Origin of the sequence: Bifidobacterium boum (assembly GCF_000741535.1) — a bacterium.
GTDB classification, from domain to species: Bacteria; Actinomycetota; Actinomycetes; order Actinomycetales; family Bifidobacteriaceae; genus Bifidobacterium; species Bifidobacterium boum.
In genome coordinates, this window is the sequence record NZ_JGYQ01000016.1 from 136,393 (window position 1) to 159,129 (window position 22,737).

Annotated in this window: 18 protein-coding genes; 4 read left to right on the plus strand and 14 right to left on the minus strand. The window is 60.4% G+C overall.

What is annotated here, in order from left to right; genetic code table 11:
- Positions 1-166: 166 nt before the first annotated feature.
- On the plus strand, positions 167-1,672 hold the full coding sequence (locus BBOU_RS06435; protein ID WP_026502243.1) for an APC family permease: 1,506 nt from the start codon (positions 167-169) through the stop codon (positions 1,670-1,672).
- Between the two features lie 219 nt (positions 1,673-1,891).
- Here the strand turns inward: BBOU_RS06435 and BBOU_RS06440 are convergent, their stop codons facing one another.
- The 6 genes from BBOU_RS06440 to BBOU_RS06465 form a co-directional block, all read right to left on the minus strand.
- Complete coding sequence (locus BBOU_RS06440; protein WP_026502244.1) at positions 1,892-2,407, minus strand: GNAT family N-acetyltransferase; 516 nt, start codon at positions 2,405-2,407, stop codon at positions 1,892-1,894.
- A 210-nt stretch (positions 2,408-2,617) separates the two neighbouring features.
- On the minus strand, positions 2,618-3,124 hold the full coding sequence (locus BBOU_RS06445) for an S-ribosylhomocysteine lyase (RefSeq protein ID WP_026502245.1): 507 nt from the start codon (positions 3,122-3,124) through the stop codon (positions 2,618-2,620).
- 221 nt (positions 3,125-3,345) lie between these two features.
- Complete coding sequence (locus tag BBOU_RS06450; RefSeq protein ID WP_026502246.1) at positions 3,346-3,864, minus strand: ferritin; 519 nt, start codon at positions 3,862-3,864, stop codon at positions 3,346-3,348.
- Positions 3,865-3,970: 106 nt separating this feature from the next.
- On the minus strand, positions 3,971-6,037 hold the full coding sequence (locus tag BBOU_RS06455) for a RecQ family ATP-dependent DNA helicase (protein ID WP_081815430.1): 2,067 nt from the start codon (positions 6,035-6,037) through the stop codon (positions 3,971-3,973).
- Between the two features lie 416 nt (positions 6,038-6,453).
- Positions 6,454-7,644 carry a cystathionine gamma-synthase gene (locus tag BBOU_RS06460; RefSeq protein ID WP_026502248.1) on the minus strand — a complete coding sequence of 397 codons (1,191 nt, stop codon included), beginning with the start codon at positions 7,642-7,644 and terminating at the stop codon, positions 6,454-6,456.
- A gap of 138 nt (positions 7,645-7,782) precedes the next feature.
- Positions 7,783-8,793 carry a cystathionine beta-synthase gene (locus BBOU_RS06465; RefSeq protein WP_026502249.1) on the minus strand — a complete coding sequence of 337 codons (1,011 nt, stop codon included), beginning with the start codon at positions 8,791-8,793 and terminating at the stop codon, positions 7,783-7,785.
- Between the two features lie 524 nt (positions 8,794-9,317).
- Here BBOU_RS06465 and BBOU_RS09455 point away from each other — a divergent pair.
- The 3 genes from BBOU_RS09455 to BBOU_RS06475 all read left to right on the plus strand — a co-directional run bounded on the left by BBOU_RS09455 (position 9,318) and on the right by BBOU_RS06475 (position 13,310).
- The gene (locus tag BBOU_RS09455) at positions 9,318-10,088 is read left to right on the plus strand and encodes a hypothetical protein (RefSeq protein ID WP_238552110.1); all 771 of its coding nucleotides are present in this window, start codon (positions 9,318-9,320) and stop codon (positions 10,086-10,088) included.
- Positions 10,030-11,058, plus strand: a complete 1,029-nt coding sequence (locus tag BBOU_RS09460) for a hypothetical protein (RefSeq protein WP_238552112.1) — start codon at positions 10,030-10,032, stop codon at positions 11,056-11,058. Before BBOU_RS09455 ends, BBOU_RS09460 begins: the two co-directional genes overlap by 59 nt.
- A 1,214-nt stretch (positions 11,059-12,272) precedes the next feature.
- Positions 12,273-13,310, plus strand: a complete 1,038-nt coding sequence (locus tag BBOU_RS06475; RefSeq protein WP_051616579.1) for a D-2-hydroxyacid dehydrogenase family protein — start codon at positions 12,273-12,275, stop codon at positions 13,308-13,310.
- Between the two features lie 170 nt (positions 13,311-13,480).
- Here the strand turns inward: BBOU_RS06475 and BBOU_RS06480 are convergent, their stop codons facing one another.
- The 8 genes from BBOU_RS06480 to BBOU_RS06515 form a co-directional block, all read right to left on the minus strand.
- Positions 13,481-14,308, minus strand: coding sequence for an ABC transporter ATP-binding protein (locus BBOU_RS06480; RefSeq protein WP_051616608.1), 828 nt, complete (start codon positions 14,306-14,308; stop codon positions 13,481-13,483).
- Positions 14,309-14,327: 19 nt separating this feature from the next.
- The gene (locus tag BBOU_RS06485; protein ID WP_051616609.1) at positions 14,328-15,170 is read right to left on the minus strand and encodes an ABC transporter ATP-binding protein; all 843 of its coding nucleotides are present in this window, start codon (positions 15,168-15,170) and stop codon (positions 14,328-14,330) included.
- A gap of 23 nt (positions 15,171-15,193) precedes the next feature.
- Positions 15,194-16,090, minus strand: coding sequence for an ABC transporter permease (locus BBOU_RS06490; RefSeq protein WP_051616610.1), 897 nt, complete (start codon positions 16,088-16,090; stop codon positions 15,194-15,196).
- A 77-nt stretch (positions 16,091-16,167) separates the two neighbouring features.
- The gene (locus BBOU_RS06495) at positions 16,168-17,151 is read right to left on the minus strand and encodes an ABC transporter permease (RefSeq protein WP_026502253.1); all 984 of its coding nucleotides are present in this window, start codon (positions 17,149-17,151) and stop codon (positions 16,168-16,170) included.
- A gap of 40 nt (positions 17,152-17,191) precedes the next feature.
- Complete coding sequence (locus BBOU_RS06500) at positions 17,192-18,847, minus strand: ABC transporter substrate-binding protein (protein ID WP_026502254.1); 1,656 nt, start codon at positions 18,845-18,847, stop codon at positions 17,192-17,194.
- 143 nt (positions 18,848-18,990) lie between these two features.
- Positions 18,991-19,767, minus strand: coding sequence for a type III pantothenate kinase (locus tag BBOU_RS06505; protein WP_026502255.1), 777 nt, complete (start codon positions 19,765-19,767; stop codon positions 18,991-18,993).
- Between the two features lie 49 nt (positions 19,768-19,816).
- Positions 19,817-21,166: a bifunctional phosphopantothenoylcysteine decarboxylase/phosphopantothenate--cysteine ligase CoaBC gene (gene coaBC / locus BBOU_RS06510; protein WP_026502256.1), complete on the minus strand. Its 1,350-nt coding sequence runs from the start codon at positions 21,164-21,166 to the stop codon at positions 19,817-19,819.
- A 119-nt stretch (positions 21,167-21,285) separates the two neighbouring features.
- Positions 21,286-22,716 (minus strand): ABC transporter substrate-binding protein, encoded by a 1,431-nt coding sequence (locus BBOU_RS06515; RefSeq protein ID WP_033490314.1) that lies wholly within the window; start codon positions 22,714-22,716, stop codon positions 21,286-21,288.
- Positions 22,717-22,737 lie beyond the last annotated feature (21 nt).

Genomic DNA, 22,737 nt, shown 5'->3' on the forward strand with positions numbered 1-22,737 from the left:
CCACATCGTGGAAGCGTTCGCATCAGCGCTCTGACGCGTCGGGCGGAACGGTTATAAAAGATGGAGAACATGTGAATCCCGGATATGACGGTCTGGTTCAGCCGTTCCGCCGTATTCCCCGCATTCGTTGCGACGCGCATCCCGTCGCGTTATCGGAAGAGAAACCATGAATCTGTTACGCAAGAAATCCGTTGAAAGCATGGTGGCGCAGGCCACGCCGCTCAAGCGGACATTGAAGACCTTCGATCTGACGATGCTCGGTATCGGCGCGATTATCGGCACCGGTATCTTCGTGCTCACTGGCAAGGGCGCGTTGACCGCCGGCCCCGCGTTGTGCGTGTCGTTCCTGCTTGCGGCGGTGTGCTGCGGGTTCGCCGGCTTGTGCTACGCGGAATTCGCGTCGATGGTGCCGGTCAGCGGTTCCGCGTATTCGTACGCCTATGTGGCGTTCGGTGAAATCATCGCTTTTATGATCGGCTGGGATCTGATTCTTGAATATGCGTTGCAGGCGGCGACCGTGTCCGCCGGATGGAGCGGGTATTTCAACAAGCTGTTGGAGGGTTTCGGCATCCATCTGCCGGTTCAGCTGACCGCGGCGTACGGTACGACGCCCGGCGTCACCACGTATTTCAACCTTCCCGGTTTCGTGATTGTGCTGCTCATCACGTGGGTGCTGTCGATTGGCATCAATCAGACGAAACGTACAAACGACATCATGGTGATGATCAAGCTTGCGATTATCGTGCTGTTCATCGTATGCACGGTGTGGTACGTGAACCCGGCGAATTGGAAGCCGTTCTCCCCGTACGGCTGGTATACGTTCCAACCGGGGTCGACCAAACCGATGGGTATCATCCCGGCGGCTTCGATTGTGTTCTTCAGTTTCATCGGTTTCGACGCGGTATCCTCGTCCGCTGAGGAGACGGTCGAGCCGAATAAGACACTGCCGCGCGGCATCCTGTATTCGCTCATCATCTCGACCGTGCTGTATGTCATTATGACGCTCATCATGACCGGTATCGTCAAGTACCCGGAGTTCGCGAAGTTCGTGGACGCCCCGGTCGCCGGCGTGATCCTCGCCACCGGGCTCAACTGGCTGGCCTTCGTCGTCAATCTCGGCGCGCTGATCGGCATGACCACAGTGATGCTCGTTCAGCTGTACGGCCAGTCGCGCATCTGCTATGCGATGAGCCGTGACGGCCTGTTCCCGAAGTTCTTCGGCGAGGTCAACAAGAAGTATCACACGCCGTTCAAGGGCACGTGGTTCTTCGGCATCCTGACGGCGATCGCGGGTGGATTCATCAATATCAATATCCTGTTCGAACTGGTGAATATCGGTACGCTGTCTGCGTTCATCATCGTGTCGGCGGGCGTGCTGTGGATGCGCAAAACCCAGCCGGACGCCCATCGCGGTTTCCGTGCCCCGGGCGTACCGGTCACGCCGATTCTGGCGATTGTGTTCTGCTGCGTGCTCATCGCCGGCCTCAACTGGGAGACCTGGGTGCGGTTCGTGGTCTGGTTTGCGCTTGGTCTGCTGGTGTATTTCACTTACGGACGCAAGCATTCGAGACTCGGCGCAGCTGACGGTGCCGATTCAGGCGCGCAGACGGGCGATCATGCCGGCACCAGTGCCGGCGATACATCCGACAGCCTGGTGGCCTTCGAATCCTGAACACCCCTGACGTCAGCGGCATATCCCCGAGGTCGCCGGTAGCGCCAGGTGCGATCGGCGACCTGAATCCAGCTTCTGTCGACGCTGAGCATGCCCTCAGCGTCGACAGAAGCTTATCAAGGCAACAGATGGCACCAAGGTGTCATTCCAGCATGTCGGATTCAGCTGCCGGGTACGCGGAGCGTGCGCCGCAGCCACATCAGACTGCCTGCCGGCGATTCACCATTCGTGACGCTGATAGGCGATACGCGTGGTGTCAGTCGGCCGATCGATGAGCTGGATCAGCCCGCACCGAGTGAATCCGCAGCCTTCCAGCACATGTTGCATGGCCTTGTTGTTCGGATGGGTGTCGGCGCGGACATTGCCGTACTGTTTGAGCGCCCATTCCAAGCATTCGCGAGCCGCATGCCGGATCAATCCCGACGATGCGATGCGGTGGATGGTCACATACGCGTCGTCATCCAGCCAATGCCCGTCGATGCTTTGGTACGTCGGATCCTCACCTGTGCACGCCGCAAATTGCGCGAGAATCCGCTCATTGGCGCCGCTTCCGTCAACCAACAGGATGCTGCGATGACGCATGATATCATCCTGCACGACTTCCGGTTTCGGGAAGGTATGCCCCCATTGGGTGGGGTTCCCGTTGCGGGCCATCAGTTCACGGGCGCGCTCGTAGTTCTGCTCCATCACCGGAAAATCGCGCATGGTGGCGTGCCGGAATCGCCGTGCAACCATATTGTCTGTCTCCTAGCCGTAGATAAAACCTGCTCAACCCTACCACGGCATATAACACGGCATCTGTGACGTGGCGCACGCAACGCACAGCAAACGAATCCAACATCCCCAGCCGAGATCGCAACGGCGGGATGTGTCACCGCTTGATGACACATCCCGCCGTTATCTCACGCGAATGCCGATAAGCATACCGGCACGCAACACCTCCGCTCAGACCACCTTGCGTTCGAACGGATCAGAGCTGATGCCCTTCGCCAGGATGTCCTTGCACCATTCCTTGGCAGTGAACAGGCTGTGGTCGCGGTAGTTGCCGCAGCTTTCGATTGTGGTCGCCGGCACATCGTCCCAAGTTGCCTTGTAAGCGATGAATTCCAAGGATTCCTTGAGCGCACGCGCAACATCCTCCGTGCTGTGCGTGCCCCAGGTCAGCAGATGGAATCCGGTACGGCAGCCGAACGGCGAGCAGTCGATATACCCCGGGATGCGTTCGCGCAGCAGCACCGCGATGGTGTGCTCGATGGTGTGCAGGCCGGCGGTCGGAATGGCGTTCTCGTTGGGCTGGACCAGCCGTAGGTCGTAATTCGAGATCACATCGCCGTTCGGGCCGGTTTCGGTGTCGATGTAGCGCACGTACGGCGCCTTCACCTTCGTGTGGTCAAGCTGGAAGCTTTCGACAACCGGCTTGTCGTCCTGCGTGGGCTTGGATTCATCGCTCATAGTACCTCCTCGATGCCGGGGTGGCCTGCGTTGCACACGCGGACCACCCGCTTTCCGATGCCTAGTCTAGCCCGCCCGGATGTATGCCGCCGCGGGCGAGAGCGTATAGGGCATAGGAAAAAGCTATGCCCGGCTAGCGTGGCGCGGGCGCATGCGCTTCGGCGGCGGATTTTTGCTGGCAGCAGCCGGCTCGACGAAAGGCGCTGCGCTGCTCAAACCGGTCAGAAGATGTCCACGTGCAGTGATGGGGCCTTCCAACGACGGCCTTTCAGCTCGGTGTCCAGCGCTTCGAGCGTCCCGTCGGCGACAGCCTTGTCGTACCGCTCGATCATCGAGGTCGCGTTCTCCTCTTCCTCGACCTGCTCTTTGACGAACCAGTCGAGGAACTTCGCGCTGTCTGTGTCCCCGGCCGCCTCTGCGGCATCGTGGAGCGTATGGATCAGCCCGGTGACATACTGTTCATGAGCGAGCGCGAAGTGCAGCGGATCGTCATCGTCTGTAATGGTTTTGTCGGGTTTGGCGATCGGCAGCAGCTCAATGGTTTCGCCGCGCTTGAGCATCCATGCGCGCATAAGCATCGCATGGTCGCGTTCCTCCTGCACCTGCACGTCGTACCAGTTGCCGAAGCCATGCAGGCCACGGGCGTGATAATAATCCGCGAAATCCATGTACAGATAGGCGGAATACAGCTCCTTGTTGAACTGGTCGTTGAGCAGTTCCTTCAGATGCCTGTCCATCATGTCAGCCTCCTTGCCTTGTTCCAAGTGCCGTCTTCAGTGACGACACCGCCTATGCTATCGCCGTCATGCCACTGGGCGTAGGAGGCTCGCCGGCGTGTCACGCCGGTCATGACCGATCTTGCGCGATCGCCTCCATGAACTTCTCGCCATACTGGCGAAGCTTGCTCTCCCCCACACCGCTGACTTCGAGGAACTCCTCGTCATTGGTGGGTCTGAGTCGGACCATGTCGCGTAGCGAACGGTCGGAGAACACGATATACGGCGGCTTGCCGATCTTCTGGGCGATGCTGCGACGCAGTGCGCGCAACCGCTGGAACAGCTGTTCATCAGCCTCGGTGAATTCGGCGGCATCCTGCGCTTGCAGCGCTTGGACCGCGCTTTGGCCGGATTCACTGTCCGTCGCTCCCATGTTCACGCTGCGAGCGTGTCCGGCAGCATGCCGTTGCGCGTGTTTGATTTCATAGTGGAAGTCCGGGGATACCGTCTGCGCGGCAAGCGGCCCGAACTGGACAATCGGCAGGCGGCCTTCGGTGATGGAAAGGAAGCCGTCGACACTCATCTGGTTGAGCACATCGCGGATGCGCGCTTCGGGAACATTGCCCAGCATGCCGTAACTGGGAACGCGGTCGAGGCCGCGGTCCAGCAGGTCCCGAGCTTTGGACCCGCGTAAAACCGCCACGATTTTGCCCATACCGTAGCTTTGCCCCAAATCGTGGACGCACCGGCTGATTGCACGGGCGATATCGGAGACGTCGAGTGTTTCGAAACTGCCATCACAATTCGAGCAGTTCCCGCATGCGCGGCCTGAATCGTCTTGTCGTGCCAATCCGCCGCCGTTCTGCCTATCCTCGGAATCGGCGAAATACCTGACCATATAGTCATGCAAACAGTGTGTGGTGCGGCAGTAGCCGATCATCCCGTCCAGCAGGCGGCGTTTCGAGACGCGGACGACCTGCTGCTCCTCCGGGTCGAGGCGTTCGTTGTCGCCGCCCATATCGAGTAATCGCCGGCGGGTGACGATATCACTGTCGTTCCACAGGAGCGTGCACCGGCTGGGTTCACCGTCACGCCCGGCGCGTCCCGCCTCCTGGTAGTATGCTTCGATGCTTTCGGGCATATTGTGGTGGATGACGTACCGCACATCGGATTTATCGATGCCCATGCCGAACGCGTTTGTGGCCACGACAACCGGCATGCGGTCGGTGACGAAATCGCGTTGGGTGCGCGACCGGTCTTCCGGCGCCATACCACCATGGTAGGCCGCCGCGATCGGGCCGTCCGGCAAGCCTGCCGGGGAATCCGCGCCGGTTTGCGCCCCGGCTGCCGCCATCAGGTTCGGGACCGCTTGGTTGAGCGTAGCTGCCACCGTTTCGGTCTCCTTGCGCGTAGCGCAGTAGACGATGCCGGATTCGCCGGGGTGCATGGCCACGTAGTGCGCAATCCAAGCGGTCTTGCGTTTGGTTTCCATGCGAATGACGTCGAAATACAGGTTCGGCCTGTCGAATCCGGTGACCGTGACCAGCGGGTTGTGCAAGTGGATCAGCGATACGATATCGCGGCGGACTTTGCCGGTCGCGGTCGCGGTGAACGCGGCGACAACCGGACGGACCGGCAGCGTGTCAATGAATTCGCCGATACCCAAGTATGAGGAGCGGAAATCCTGCCCCCACTGGGAGACACAATGCGCCTCATCCACAGTGACCAATGAAATGCGCGTATGTGTGGCGAAATCGCGGAATCTCCCGGTTTCCAAACGTTCCGGTGCGACATACAGCATACGGATATAGCCTTGGGCGGCTCGGGAAAGTACGACTTCCTGCTCGTCGGGGCTTTGTGTGGTGTTCACGTACGCTGCGGGAATGCCCGCGTCTTGGAGCGCATCCACCTGGTCGCGCATCAGCGAAATCAGCGGGGAGACGACGATGGTCAGGCCGGGCAGCAGGGTGGCGGGGATCTGGTAGCAGATGGATTTGCCCGCACCGGTGGGCATGACGCCGAGCACGTCCCGCCCTTGGAGGATTGCGCTGACGAGTCCGGATTGGCCGGGACGGAACGAATCGTAGCCGAAATACTGTTTCAGCGCGGCGAGTGCCGATGCCGGCGGCGCAATCCCATCCCCCGTGTCGTCATGCGGATGAGTTGCCGTACCCGTCGTCGAATTGCCTGCCGTCATAGTCTCCGAGTCTACCGTGCGTCACGGAACAGGCAAGCTTTCCGCCTGTCCTGTGACGAAACGGTCGCACGCCAAGTCGATTGGACGGTGCCAGCCTGGGATGGTCCGCGGTATCTGCCGGCGATGCGACCGGGGACGCCACACGGCAAGCCGATAGCACGGAATAATGTCAGCATTCCGGTGGTATCGGCGTGTGATGCGACGAGATGGTCACACGCCCCCCCCCGATACCTCCTGCTCGGGTGCGTTCACCCGTCACTTGTACGACCTCGCCGATACAACAACGGTGGGCGTCCGAACGATACTGGTATCATCCGGACGCCCACCGCTTGCGTCTCCCCCATCCGGCATCAATCATCGCCGCCGGTCAGCTTCTCCTGACGCCACACGTCGGCGTCGTGCAACCCTCAGCGCAATCAGGCTTGGTCAAGCGCCTGGTCAAGATCGGCGATCAAGTCATCGGCATCCTCGATACCCACGGACAGACGCACCAGGTTCGCCGGAACCTCAAGCGTCGTACCGGACACCGAAGCGTGGGTCATGGCCGCCGGCAGCTCAATCAGGGATTCCACGCCGCCCAGCGATTCAGCGAGCGTGAAGATCTTCGTGGCTGCGGCGAACCGCTTGGCCGCCTCGAGACCGCCCTTGAACTGGACGGAAATCATGCCGCCGAAACCACCGTGCATCTGGCGTGCCGCGATTTCATGACCCGGATGCGATTCAAGACCCGGATACCAGACACGTTCGATCTGCGGCTGGTCCTCGAACCATTCGGCGATCTTCAGCGCGTTGCGGCTATGCTGCTTGACACGCAAATCCAAAGTCTTCAGGCCACGGATGTCCAGCCAGGAGTCGAACGGCGACGGTACGGCGCCCGCGGAATTCTGCAGGAACGCGACCTTGTCGCGCAGCTCCTCGTCATTGAGTACGACCGCACCGCCGACCACATCCGAATGGCCGCCGATGTACTTGGTCGTCGAGTAGACCACCACGTCGGCACCGTCATCGAGTGGGTGCTGCAGCACCGGGGACGCGAAGGTGTTGTCGACGGCAACCTTCGTACCATGCGCGTGCGCGACCGCGGTGGTCGCCGCGATATCGGTGATGTTGAGCAGCGGGTTGCTCGGCGTCTCCACCCAGATCCACTCGTAGTGCTTGGATTCGAGGGCCGCGCTCACCGCCGCGGTGTCGGTGATGTCGACCACGTCAAGGTTCACGCCCCACGGCACGAACACCTTAGACAGCAGGCGGTAGGTGCCGCCGTACACGTCGTTGCCGAGCAGGACGCTGTCGCCGGGCTTCAAAGTGGAACGCAGCAGCACGTCAATCGCGGCGAGGCCTGACGAGAAGGCGAGCGCATATTTGGCGCCTTCGATGGCCGCGAGCTGGGCGTCGAAAGAGTCACGCGTCGGGTTGATGGAACGGCTGTAATCATAGCCGTTGCGCAGGCCGCCAACACCATCCTGCTTGAAGGTGGAGGTCATGTAGATCGGCGTGACGACAGCACCGGTGATCGGGTCGGGCTCCTGGCCGGCGTGGATGGCGCGTGTGGCGAGCTTGGTTGCAGCGAAATCCTTGGCGGACTGTTCGAATGAGGCGACGGACATGATGGGTTCCTTTCGGTTGATGCTTATGAGCCTAGATGGTTGTACGGGGTTTGTCCCGCGTGTCGGTATCGGTTTTGGTGATGACGGGTTGATATCGGATATGCGGTTGATTGCCGGATCGCTGACGTGCGAGCGGAATCACAGGTACTGCTCGGCAATGGACGGGCTGCTGGTACGGTCGACAACGTCGCCGTAGCCGTTGGCTCGCATCCAGTCGTCGTTGAAAATCTTCTCCAAATAGCTGCGTCCGGAATCCGGCAGCAGCACGACGACCAGCTGATGTTCGTCCAGATTGTTCTCACGCGCGTATTTGAGTGCTCCGGCGACCGCCATGCCGGAGGAACCGCCGACCAGCAGGCCTTCCTCCTTGGCCAGGCGGCGGGTCATCTCGAAGGCCTCGGCGTCGGTGACCTGCTTGATGTCGTCGGTGATGTTGCGATCGAAGGCCTCGGGGTAGAAGTCCTCGCCAACACCCTCGATATTGTACTGGTGGACGTCATTCGGATTGGAGTAGATGGAGCCTTCCGGATCGGCACCAATGACCTTCACGGCCCCGTTGGAGACTTCCTTGAGGTAGCGGCCGGTGCCGGAAATCGTACCTCCCGTGCCGATGCCGGCGACAAAATGCGTGACCTTGTGGTCGGTCGCCTCCCAGATTTCCGGGCCGGTGGTCTCATAGTGGCTGCGCGGACCGTTCGGGTTGCTGTACTGGTTCGGCTTGAACGCGCCGGGGATGGTGGCGGCAAGACGGTCGGACACGTTGTAGTAGGAACGCGGGTCGTCAGGTGCGACATCGGTCGGGGTGACGACGACTTCGGCGCCATACGCCCGCAACACCGCTCGCTTGGATTCGGACACCTTGTCGGGCACGACGAAAATCGTACGATAGCCGCGCTGCTGGGCGACCAGGGCGAGGCCGACACCCGTGTTGCCGCTGGTCGGCTCCACAATCACACCGCCGGGCTTGAGTTGGCCGGACTCCTCCGCCGCGCTGATGATGCGCTCGGCGATGCGATCCTTGGACGAGCCGCCCGGGTTGAAGTACTCGACTTTGACGACGATATCCGCTTTCACGTCGTCAGTGACGTGGTGCAAACGGACGAGCGGGGTGTTGCCGATGAGGTCGGTGAGCGAATCGTGGATGTTCATGATATCTCGTTTCTGTGCTTGGGCTCTATGCTTGGGCTGCTTGTCAGCTGGTTGATGGATGGGTTCATGGGCTTGGTGCCTGGCCATCGGTTGATTGCACAAGAAACGGATTCCGGAACAGGTACCGGCTGTTCCGACCACACTGATTTGGGTCGATGCCCGACAGTATCGTGTCGACTCATCGTGATTGCGTCATCATCCAACGTCTGCGTTATTCATCGTTCGTCTCACTGTGATGATGCGCAGATCCGCATGCCCTTCCATGTGGTCTGCCGGAATCCTATCTCAAGTTGTGCGTTGTCAACCGCTCGCCAAGGGGCGTCGGTTAGCGACAACAACAACATGAGAAATACATCATGGCTTTTACGGTAGCACGACCCTTGACAACGGCGTGTCTCGGCGTCTCACATCGTAAGACAGCTGACAAGACACATGCAGCGGCGTGATCCCCCGATGCTGCGAATACATCACCTTGAGCGCCCTCGAACCCCTGAAATCCTGAGATTCTGAGTTACAGTGGAATCATGCACAGCACCGACACCGACCCAGACAACGCTCCGGAGCCCGCAAACGACAGCACCGCCGCCAACCGACAGAACGCCGCCACGGCAACCCTCGAACGCTCCAAGCCCCACACCCGGCACCGCATCTTCCGATGCCTGCGACCGGACTGGCTGCCGTTCGCCATCCTGTGGGTCGTGGCGTCAGTCGTCATCGTACTGCTCACCATCTCAACCCATCCGGCCGACAGCACATACCCAATGCACTACGCCGGCGGAACATTCCTCGTGGACCAGGCGCAGTATCAGCGGCTCGCAGACGCGTTCCTCCACGGCCACACATGGATCGACACCCATGTACCCGACTGGCTCGCCACCATGGGCAACCCGTACGACTCGCAGGCCAGAGGCGCCTTGGGAGCAGCCAGCGGCGACCCGTCACTGTGGGATTGGGCGTTCTATCACGGCCGCTATTACTGCTATTTCGGGCCGCTCCCGGCAATCGTGTTGTTCGCACCATACAAAAGCACTGACAGGAACAGACCTGCCGACCGCAGCCGCGTGCGCAATCCTGGCTATCGCAGCATGCGCATCACTGACGTTCCTCGTGCAGACCCTGTGGAAACGATTCTGGAAGGGGACGCCGCGTTGGTTCGCCGTACTGACATGCACCGCAATCATCGCAGCATCAGGCCTGTCCTACCTGGTCCTCGTCCCTTGGTTCTACTCGATTCCGATGCTCGCCTCGTTGGCGCTCGCACCCGCGGGAATCGCATTCTGGGCGCGTTCCGCTGATGATGTCGGCTCCGCTCCCCGAACCGGTATGGTCGCGGCGGGATCAACACTTGTCGCGCTCACCATCACATGCAGACCGACATTCATACTGACGGCGGTCTTCGGTCTTATCTTGTTGTGGCCGCACATCAGATCACGCGAGATGCTCTCCGTTCGGTCACGCCACGCGATTCAAGCCAGTCTCGCGGCAATCGTGCCGTTCCTTCTCGCCGGAGGCGCGATGATGTGGTACAACGCCGCCAGATTCGACAATCCGTTTGACTTTGGCGCTACATACAATCTGACGGGTTTTGATATGACACAACGGTATGTCAGCCCGCAAGCCCGGCTGTTCGGCGCGGCCCTGCTATTGTTCGCCCCAATCAGGTTCATGCGCGAGTTTCCGTTCACCGCGGATGTCTTCGCCGCGGACGCCACGAATCCTTGGGCGTTCCTGATCCGCAACAGAAACGTCATCGCGGAGCCGACCGTGGGCGGTATCGTCGCTCTGTCGCCAATCTGCCTGCTCGCGCTTCCGGCGGTCATCTGGTTCATTGTCTCACGCGTCTCACGCAAACGGACGGAAGCAGCCGGGATGACAGGGATGCCGACGGTGACGTCATCCGGAATGCAGTCAGAGAAGTCGTCAAAAGGAACGTGGCAAAGAACGTCAAGGTCATGCGCAATCGGCATCACGTGTCTGCTTCTTGTCGGTGTTATCGCGTGTATCGACAGTCCTGCAGGCGTCAACGCGCGATATATGTGTGATATGGCGTGGCTGGCGGTCATCGGAACCATGTGTCTGCTGATGCCGATGGAGGCGGCAAGCCGCAAGAAGGGACATCGCTGGCTGACCATCACGATTGTGGCTTTCTTGGTGTTCGGACTCGTGTTGCAGGCGCTTTGGCTGATGACGACCGGACGATTCGAAGCTTGGAACGTCTCGAATCCTGCGCTATACGCGTGGCTGCAGGGAGTGTTCACGCGCTGAGCGCGTCTGCCGCTGCGGGTTTTACTGCGATCTGTTCGCGACCAGTCCCCATTAGAATGGTTGCGAGCGAGATGCGGCGCCTATTGACTCATCCATCAGGCGATATTCGTTAGACGATAGACAACATGCGTTAAACAACATGCGTTAAGCACAGTCAACCAACAACAGACAGCATCATCAGCCCACGCCCTCTGCCTCATTTCTTTGATTGTGAGTCACCACTCACAACGAATCCACTCGGTCAAACTATCCAGACCGTGCATGCTCCGACTCATCTTCCAATTGTGAGTCACCACTCACAATCAAAGAACTTTCATGCACCAACCGCACCTGCAACAGGCAATTGCTCATGCTGATTGTGAGCAGCCACTCACAACGACGCATCAACGTCTGCAGATTCGCATCGGAACACCGCACTCTCCCGTTGGCTGTGAGTCACCATTCACAACGAAGAGACATCAGCTCACGAACCACCCCCGCAACGGCTCACTGCCCCGTTGGTTGTGAGCGACCGTCCACAACCAGCTCGAACGCAGAGCGACCGGCACATGCTTCCACACAAATAGTTCGTTGATTGTGAGTCACCATTCACAACGAAGAACTCAAGTCGCGAAAATCATGCCGACCTCGCCCAAACCACCAACCAATTGTGAGTCGTCACTCACAATCAGCAGTCACAACCACCCCAACCATACCTGCAATGCTTACTCCCACTCTTGATTGTGAGTCGCCACTCACAACCAGTGGTTGAACGGCTGAAACTCCGAGCGCCGCCACACGAGTCGTCTGCCGATTGTGAGCACCGACTCACAATCAATGCAGGTGACCACACTGTATCCGCCCAGCCGCATTGCCGACTCACCGATTGTGAGCGACCACTCACAACCAACGGACGTTGACTTACCAGCCGCTCCCGCAATGACTAACCCTCACGTTGATTGTGAGTCACCACTCACAACGAAACAAGAGAATCCGCGAATCGGCCTCGAATCGTAAACACTTGACCGCTGGTTGTGAGTGACGACTCACAATCAACTACAGTGCGGGGTAGTCGACACACATTGTCGCACGAACGACTCATTGATTGTGAGCGGCCACTCACAATCAGGTAAGGGGCTAGGGATGTCACTACATCCTCAACCCCAACGCCAACACCAACGCACACCGAAATGCGCTCGCAACACTGCCGGCACGCGTGCGTCTAAGGTGGAAGCATGAGCGAAACACCAACATCAGCCACAGCAGACATCCGGCCAATCATCGAAACCCAACCCGAACGCACCGACCTGCCGTTGGCTGTCATGCCAGTGGTTGTGGATTCAATGATCCCGTATTTCAAGGAGAACATCAGCCTGTTGCACGACGTGGTCCGACTACGCATGTACGGCGATTTCACACTCGACGAAAACACCATCGTCAGCCGTTGCCAGGACGCCGACGCCGTCATGGTTATCGGATTCCATGTCACCGACGCGATATTCGACCGCCTGACCCAAGATGCCCACGTACGCTGCTTCGCGTTCGGCGGCACCGGCGTCGCCAGCTACATCAACCTGCAATCCGCCCGCGAACGCGGGGTGCGCGTGTGCAACGTCGTGCGCTACGGCGATCATGCGGTCGCCGAGCACACTTTCGCGCTGCTGATGGAACTCGCCCGGCACGTCGGCGATCTCAACCGTCAGGTACACGCCGGCAGCTGGGAAGGCGCCGACGGATACGCTTTGCACGGCAAGACGGTCGGATTGGTGGGATTCGGCGGCATCGGCCAGGTGTTCGCGCGCATGCTCCAAGGCTTCGGCATGAACGTGCTCGTATGGAACTCGCATCTTGACCAGGACGCCGTCGCACGGCTCGGGGTCACGCCGGTCGACGATATGAGCGACATGTTCGAACAATCCGACATCATCTCCCTGCATATGCCGCTGCTCGCTGCAACCAAAGGCATCGTCACCGCGCAATCGCTGGAGCATATCAAGCCCGGCACGCTGTTCATCAACACCGCGCGCGCCGAAGTCATCGAACAGGGGGCGCTCGCCAAGCGACTGGCTCGCGGGGATGTGAAGGCCGCGTTGGATGTGTTCGAGCACGAGCCGCTTGCCCAAGACGACCCGTTGCGCCAAGTGCCGGGCATCATCCTGACTCCGCATGTCGCCTGGCGTAACGAAGAAGCGTACCACAACCTGACGCGCCAAGTGTTCCAGTCGGTCGCCTCGTTCGCGGCAGGCGGCGATTTCAACGCGGTCGTCAAATAGTCAAGCGATCCAATAGTCAGCTGGCAACAACAATCATCCGTCGCAATCAACCTGCTTGATCATACTCAGCTTCTGCCGACACTGAGCATCACACCAGTGTCGGCAGAAGCAGGAGTCTATGGCGAGCGGCTTGTGGGCTATCATAGCGCTCGGTATCTGTTCCCCCCGTATCACCACGCGGCGGCAGCGATGAGTTGCTTGGTATAGGCGGATTGCGGATTCGCGAGCAGGTCGCCGGTGGCACCCGTTTCTTCGATGCGTCCGTCGTGCAGCACGACAATCCGATCGGCGAGCTGCTGTACAACACCCAAATCGTGAGACACGATGACCATCGCCATATGCGGCTGACGCCGCCGGATTTCCGTCAGCGCGTCCAAGATTTGGACACGACCCGACACGTCGACCGCGCTCATCGGCTCATCGGCAAGCATGATTCGGGGTTGTGCGACCATCGCCCGCGCGATGGCGACCCGCTGCGCTTGTCCGCCTGACATATCGAGCGGATACCGTCCGATGAAATCGTCGGGGTCAAGCCCAACCATGGCCAGCGCCCCACGAACCGCCGCATCGATGGCTTCCCCATCGCCTGCACTATGCCGCCGACGCCCGCTGCGAGCAGCGCGCACAACCAGCCCTTCCGCAATCGAACGCCCCGCACTCCAGCGTGGGTCGAGCGAAGTGAACGGGTTTTGGAATACGATCCCGGATTCCACACGCAACTGTCGCATCGCCGCGGAACGCGGACCGGCAAGCAGCCCACCCCGATACCTGACTGTTCCGGCATCCGCCGTATCCAGACCGAACATGATGCGTGTCAACGTGGTTTTGCCACACCCCGAGCCGCCGATCACAGCCACGCACTCGCCTTCCCGCACGTCCATATCCACGTCATGCAACGCTTGGATGCGGTGCGTGCGCGTGCCGAAGAATTTGCAGATTCCACGAGCGGCGAGCAGTACCGTCCCGTTTGACGGTTCGGCCGACTCATGCTTCCGCATTGCCGTCTGCTCATTCGTTTCACGCATGATGATGCTCCGGATTCACGTTCAATGTCAATGTTTTCGCAGCGTTCACCAGCAACCGCGTCTGCGGTTGCCGCGGGTCGTGCAGCAATGCCGCCGTATCACCGGTCTCGATGATACGACCACGGTCAATCACCATGCACCGGGTGGTCGCCCGTGACAACACCGCGAAATCATGGGTGATGAACAGCATGGACGCCCCCGCGGATTCCACCAGTGAGACCAGCAGATCAATGATCGAACGCTGCACAATGGCGTCAAGCGCCGTAGTCGGCTCGTCCGCAATAATCAGCCGCGGTGAAGTGATCAACGCTGTCGCGATACCGACACGCTGCTGCTGTCCGCCGGAAAGCTCATGCGGGTAGGATCCGGCAAGCGAAGCCGGCAATCCGACCCGTTCAAGCATGGTCATCACCCGGTCACGGCGTTCGCCCGCATCAAGATCATAATGCAGGCGCAACGGCAGGCACACTTGCTGCTCGACGCTCAGCACGGGGTTGAGCGCAGCCCCCGGATTCTGGAACACCAAGCCCACATAGCGTCCTCGCAAAGCAGCGAACGCCGCGTCGTCGCCAGCTTGGAGCCGCGTGCCGCCCATAGTGATATCACCGCCCACGCGGGCGGCGCGTGGCAGCAGCCCGGTGATGGCCTTGACCAGCATCGACTTGCCTGATCCGGAGGCTCCAATCAATCCGACACGCTCGCTGGCACCGATATCAAGCGTGACATCGTCCAGCACCGTCTTGTCCGCAATCTGCACGCTCAGATCGCGCACGCGCAGTATCTCGCCGCTTGTGGCAAGTTGCGGGCGTGTCGCGACATCAACATCTTGTGCCATGGCGTCTTTCATATCCGTCCGGTTCATGCGTCCACTCCCGTGTTGTGAGTTTGCCGGCTGACAGTCGCCGCAAGCTTGCGCAACTCCACGTTGGCCAACGGGTCGGCGCAATCGCGGATCGCGTCCCCGAGCAGGTAGAGCGCTGTCACCACAAGCGTCACCGTCAAACCCGGCCACAACACAGTCAAGGGATATACGCTAATTAATCGTACGGAGGTGGTGAGCGTATGCCCCCAGCTTGGCACGCCTGATGGCACGCCGACACCCAAGTACGTCAGTCCCGCTTCCGCAAGAATGGATGTGCCGGCGCTCATCGACAATTGCACGGCGAGCACCGGGAAGGTCGAGGGCACGATATGGGTGAAGAACACGCGCCACGCGCTCACTCCCATGGCGCGGGCGGCCTGTACGTAAGCGCTCCGGGCCGCCAGGCTCGCGGAAGGCTTGACAATCCGCGCCATATTCAGCCCGTACGTCATCCCGCAGGCGGCGACAATCACCGCGATGGATGCGCCGAACGGCACGGCGAACAGCAGGGCGAGCAACACGGTGGGAATGGCGATCAGAGCGTCCACAACCACGACGCCCGCCGAGGCGAGCGCCCGCCTGCCGCTGACCATGACCGCAGTACATGCCAGCCCGATCATCGCACTCACCAGCATCGTGAGCAGTGCGATCACCAGATTCGTGCGTGAACCGGCCATCAGCCAGCTGAGGACATCCGCTCCGACACCATCCGTGCCCAGTGGGTGCGCCGCTGACGGTGAAGCCCACGCGTGACCGCCATCCGTTTGCAGCAACGGGTATGGCGTCCAGAACAAGGAAAGCAGCGAAACCGCAATCCAGCATGCCATGACAATCAACGCGAACCGACCGCCAGACTGCTGCCACATGCTACGCATGATCACGCCGAATCTCATACGCAGCGGCACGTTGCCGGTCGCGTGTCTATCGCGTCCGGAACGCTTGAAACGCTTACCATCATCGGATACCGCGGTCATGCGTGCTCCTCTCCCCCAACATGTTGCGTCCGCTCTCCCAGCCGCGGGTCGAGCGCGTGATGCATAAGATCGACCAGCAGACCAAGCAGCAGGAAGAACGCCGCCAGCAGGAACAGTTCGCTTTGTACGGCAATCAGGTCACGGTTGCCGACATCGTTGATCAGCATCGCCCCCAATCCGGGCAGGTTGAACAGACTTTCAACAACCATCACGCCCGTGATCATCTGGGCGAAAGTCAATCCCGCCACTGAAACCAGCTGGGCTGCGGACAAGCGCAATCCCACGCGTAACATCGCCTGACGCCGGGTCATGCCACACGCCATGGCCATCGCCACGGTGTCACTGTCTTCCATGGATATCAGGCAGGCACGCGTATACCGCATGATGCCGGCCCCCGCCACCAGTCCGGTGGTAATCGCCGGCAGAATGAGCGATATCAACGCCGCTCGGGGAGCATGCCAGCCTGCGTCCGGGAATCCTTGCGACGGCAGGATGCCGATAAGCCCTACACCCCGACCGAACAGCATAATGAGCAACAGGCCGCCCCACAATGCCGGTACCGCGCCGCCGACAATAGCGATTGTGTGCAATACGCTACGCACTCGCGGACTGCCGGCAAGCGCTGCTTGGCAACCCATCGGGATACCGATGCTGAGCGCCACCAGCAGGCTCAATACAATCAGCGGCAAGGTGATCGCCGCATGCGAACCGATTTGTGAGGCGACCGTCCGCCCACTGATTGCGGACACACCCATATTCCCATGCAGCAAACCGCCCAACCAATCCGCATACTGCTGCGGATATGAGCGGTCCAGCCCCATACGTGAGCGGATTGCTGCGACACGTGCCGGTGTGGCGTTCGTACCCGCCATCACGGACGCCACGTCTCCCGGCAGAATGCGCAGCGCGGCGAAGACGAGCAGGGACAGGCCCAATAGGGCTACGGCGAACCATATGAGTCGCCAGATCAGATATCTCATCGCGGTATGCTCCTCGCCCGATTGAGTATGTCAGTAGCGTTTATGCCTTGGCCGGCGTATAGGCGACCTTCCACAGCGGCAATACGCTTTGGGTCAGCCGGCTCGGGAATCCGGTGACGCCTTTGGCTTGTGCGACGCTCACCCGGTAAGCGAACAGCCAGTCTGCCGGCGCATCCTCGCTGACGATCCTCGCCGCCTGCTTGAGATACTGCGCACTGTCCTGCTCATCCGTTGCGGCGAGCGCTTTCGCGTACAACGCCTGGACTTGCGCATTATCGTAATGGTAGTAGTAATCAGGCTGCGTCCACTTGTAGAAGTCGTGACTTTCCGCATGGTCGACGAGCGAGAGGTCGTAATCGCCGTTGGTGTGCACGTCCTGGAGCCAGGTGGAGAATTCCACGGTGTTGACGTTGAGGTCGATGCCGATATGGCTCAACTGGCTGCGCAGCTGCTCGCCGAGTTCTGAACCGTACACGTTCGCGTACGTGAGTGTCAGCTTGAGCGGATGATTGGTAGAGTATCCGGCTTGCTGCATGAGGCTCTTGGCTTTGGCGGGATTGTACGGGTACAGGCCGGTCAGGTCCTCGTAGCCGGGGTCGACGGATGGGATCGGCCCGCCGAGCGCCGCGTCCACTCCCCCGCGCGAGGCGATGATTTCCTTGTGGTTGATGGCGTAGCGGATCGCCTGCCGTACGCGCTTGTCAGCGGTTTTCGCTCCCGTGCAGTTGAACGCGAGCACGAACTTGTCGCTGCCTTCGGTCGCCTTGACGGTGTATTTCCCGCTGCTCTTGAGCTTGCCGGTCATATTCGCGTTGACCGGGGACAGGACTTGCACGTCCCCGCTGGTCAGCGCGTTGAGCGCCGCGTTGTCGTCCGGCAGGAAGCGCACGGTGACGGTGGTTGTGCGGGCCTTGTGCGCACTGCCCCAATACTTCGGGTTCGCTTGCAGGACAAGCTTGCTGCTGGAATCAAACGACTTAACCATGTACGGCCCGGAGCCGACCGCCGTGGTTTTCGCGTCATAATGCGCGTCCTTGTCGAACACCAGTCCGGGGCGGCCGGAGAGGTACCACAGCATATTCGCGTCGGGACGGCTCAGCGTGAGTTTCACCGTGGTCGCGTCTGATGCACTGGCTTGCTTGAGGTTCTCGACCTGGTCGCTATTGTAGTACTGCTTGGATTTGAGCTGGTTGATGGACCAAGCGACATCGGTGGCGTCAAGCGTGTCGCCGTTGGAGAAGTTCATATGCTCGTTGAGCTTGAAGGTGTACGTCAGTCCGTCGTTGCTGATGGTCCAGCTTTTCGCGAGACCGGGTTCGACCTCGTTGTTGGAGTTGCGTGAGACGAGCGCCTCATACACGTTGCCGATGAGCAGCTGTTCGAGTGCGGAACCGGACTGGTTGCGGATGTCGAGGCTCACGGGCGCGAGTTTGATGCCGATGGCGACACTGTCTGATTGGGTTGGGGTGGCCGTCTTGCGTGAGCGTGAGTTCACGACGACGATGCATGCGATGAGCGCAACGACGATCAATGCCGCGATCATCCATATCACGGGCTTGTGATGTCCGCTGTCGGGTTGTTTGACGCGTGCGTTCAAGCTGGCGTCCGTGCTGGCGCCGGATGCGGCGCCTGCCTGAATGGTGGTGTCTGCTTCGGTTGCGTCGGATTCGCCGTGCGCACCATTGGACTGGACCATGGGTACTCCTCTGTTCGGCCTTGCAGCCTGCTTATGTGTTGAACCGGTTGACCGCCCGTGCGGGTCGATCACCGTGTCCCATCATACGCACGCAGGCGGATTGGTATGCACAGTACTGCGTAACCTTCCGCACCATCCGGCGTTCAACGCGTGTTACGCGCGTAAATATGGGCGAGCCCCTTGAAGATCAAATCAGGGTCATATACGTCAATCAGCTCGGTATCGTCCTTGAACATGCGCCCGAGCCCGCCGGTGGCGATGACGCGGAACTCCCCGTCGATCTCCTGCTGGAACTGGCGGATGGTGCGTTCGATGCCGCCGAGGAAGTTGTAGTACAGCCCGGCCTGCATCGCGTCCTTCGTGTTCGTCGCGAGAATCGACTTGGGCCGTGTGATTTCGACTTCCGGCAGCTGAGCGGTCTCGTTCCACAAGGCTGCCGCCGCGGTACGGATGCCGGTGGTGATCAAACCGCTGCGAATACTGCCTTTGCCGTCCACATAGTTGAAGGTCGTGGCCGTCCCGAAATCCGCGACCAGCGCCGGCCCGCCGTACGTGAAGTACGCGCCCACACAATCGGCGAGACAATCCGCGCCCATGGTCTTGGGATTGTCCATGACCACATTGATGCCGGTTTTGATACCCGGCCCGACAATCATCGGGTCGATATCGAAGAATTTTACGATACTTGCTCGGAACGAATGCATGACTTTCGGCACGACGGACACGATGATCACATCCTGTACATCGCTTGGGCGGTACCCGCTCATCGCAAGGAATTGGGTGATCATCAACCCGTATTCGTCCGACGTGTGGTTCGCTTTCGTGGTGATCCGGTACGTGCCGGTGATCCGTTCCCCACGCTCCCCGTCAAGGAAGCCGAGCACGATATTCGTATTGCCGATGTCCACTGCCAGCAGCATGTCGCATCCTTTCTTTCCCGGTGCCCCGGATTCCCGTCCGATGACGCCTTTACGCCAATCGCGGCTCGTTGTCCGCCAATCGTTCCTGCCGTATACTCGCGAGTCGGCTGACGATACGTGCGGCAAGATCGCGCTTGTCCATCAGCGGCAGCGGCTCAACGCGTACACGCGGCGTGGACGCACCGCCGTCAGACGTGTCTGCGGCCTGCGGCGTCAAGATCACGACGCGATTGGTGTCATGGGCGAAACCGGCGCCCGGCTCGTTGAGATCATTGGCAACGAGCATGTCGCAATGTTTGCGTTGCAGCTTGGATTGTGCGTTGGCGAGCAAATCCTGGGTCTCCATGGCGAACCCGCACACAACTTGCGAGCCGTCCGCACGCTTGTGTTCACCCGCCCACGCGAGGATGTCCGGATTCTGCACCAACACGATCGGAGGCATGGCTCCCCCGGTTTTCTTGATTTTCTGCTCGCTGCGATGCTCGGGGCGGAAATCGCCGACCGCGGCGGCCATGACGGTCAAATCCGCTTGGCTGAAATGTTCACGAACCGCGTCGAACATCTCCTGCGCGGTCTGCACCCGGATGGTGTGCACGCCTTGCGGCTCGTCGAGCGCGACCGGTCCGGATACGAGCGTGACCTCAGCTCCCATGAACTGTGCCGCCTGGGCGAGGGCGTACCCCATTTTCCCGGTCGAATGGTTGGTCAGGTACCGTACCGGGTCGAGCGGCTCCTGGGTGGGTCCGGCGGTGACCAGCACGTGCAATCCAGCCAATTCGCCATCCGCCAGCCGTCCGGTTTCCGCCGTCGTGCTGCGTTCGCCAACAACCGCCCTCCCAACGGCCGTTTCGACCGCCGCTTCGATATCCCCTAGGTCGGCGAGCTTGCCTTTGCCGGTATCTTGGCATGCGAGCCGCCCGGTTGCCGGTTCCACGATGGTCCACCCGAATTCGCGGCATGTCGCAAGGTTTCGCTGGGTGACGGGATTGTCGTACATGCGCGTGTTCATTGCCGGGCACAGGATTTTCGGCCCCTGATAGGCAAGCGTCATCGAGGTGAGGTAATCGTCGGCGATACCATGGGCGATTTTCGCGATGATATCCGCGGTCGCGGGCGCGATGACCAGCACGTCAGCCCATTTCGCGTCGTCGATATGGCTGATGCCGAGCCGCTGCGCGTCCAGCGCATCCTGGGAATCCGTGGTATCGGGGAACATGGCTGTACGCACGGGCGTATGCGCCAATGACGCGAACGAAAGTGGGGTGACGAACCGTTGCGCGGCGACGGTCATGGCGACACGCGTCTCATATCCGCGTTTGCCCCAATCGCTGACCAGCTGACAGGCTTTGAACACCGCGATGCTGCCGGTGACACCGAGCATGATATGGGTTGAAGCCATACGACCTCCCGATTGCCGCGCTGTTGCGGCAGGCTTGTGTTGTCGCTGCGGCGGTTGCCGTCAGCGCTGCCGCCAGTATAAGCCGCACAACTGACTGTGCTGTTCGCCACCGGCAAGGCTCATTGAATGGTGAAGCCCTGATTGGCGCCGTACGCCTTGATGTCTTTCTGCCAGCTGGCGAGCGCCCCGGCGAGGGAGACTTTCGGCCCCGGATCGGCGGGCACAGTGACGGGATTGCCGTCGTCGTCGGTCATACCGGCTTTGTAGCGTTTCTTGGCGATGATGCGCCGCTGGTTGGCGGATTCCCACTTGTAGGCTTTGCCCATGGTCGCACGGAAATCGCCGCGCGCGTATACTTCGAACGGCAGATACTGGTAGTCCGGTGACACGTTGCCCGCCGCTTTGGCTAAGACTTTGTTGAACTGTTGTCCGCCGAAATACGGGATTTGAATGCCCCGCGAATCACGGATGGTTGTTTTGTCGAGGAATGCCGCGGATTGCAGGGTTGTGGTGTCTGCGGGGAATGCGCCTCCATCGACGCGTGTCGCAATACCTTCGGCGTCGTGGCATACGTAGTTGATGAACCGGTAGGCGGCTTCGGGTTTGCGCGTGGTGTTGAGTATGGTCAATGCCGATCCGCCGATTTCCGCGTTTGTCACGCTGCCATCGACGGTCGGCATGGTACCGACCCGCCATTGTCCGGCTGCCCCGGGCACGTCTGAAAGCAGCATCGACGGCATCCACGCGCCGGACAGCACGGAGGCGACACTGCCGCTGCCGAGCGCACGTTTCCATCCGTTTGACCATGTGGGCAGCCGGGTGTTGATGAGCCCCTCGTCCATCATTTTCTGCCAGTATTCGATGAACGTGCGTACCCCTGCGTCCCCTTTGAGGTCCACGGTGACGGTTTTGCCGTCGGATGAGGTGTGGAACGGTCGGCCGCCGGCCAGCCAGATCATCGCGTCGAAGAAGCTTGCGTCGCCAGCGTCCGCCGCGATATACACGCCGATGTTCTTGAGTTTTTTCGCAGCCCGATAATAGTCTTCCCATGTGCGGATGGTGGTCGGGTCAACGCCGGCCTGCCGGAACACGCTGTCGTTGTAGAAGAACGCCATGGGGCCGGAATCCATGGGCAGGCCGTACATGCGGCCGCCTAATTGGATGGATGACCATGTTCCTGCCGTGTAGAAATTCCCGTAAGATTCCACTGTGCTGGTCAGGTCACGCAGCTGCCCGCTCACCGCGTATTGCGGCAACGCGTAATATTCGATTTGCGCGACGTCCGGCAGACCATACCCGTCTTGGATGGCGGTATTGAGGTTTTCGTAGCCGCTGGTATCTTTCACGATGACGTGGATATCCGGGTTGGCGGCTTCGAAGGCTTGGGCGAGTTTGCCCATGCTCGGCTCCCACGACCACACGGTGATGGCGGTGCGTGGGTCTTGCCTCGCGCATGCGGTGACGGTGAGCAGCATGATGAAAGCCATCACGGCCGCACACATCCGCGATATTCGGGATGGTTGGCGGCGCGGGCGACTACTGGTGGTCATGCTGCTCCTCACTGATGATTG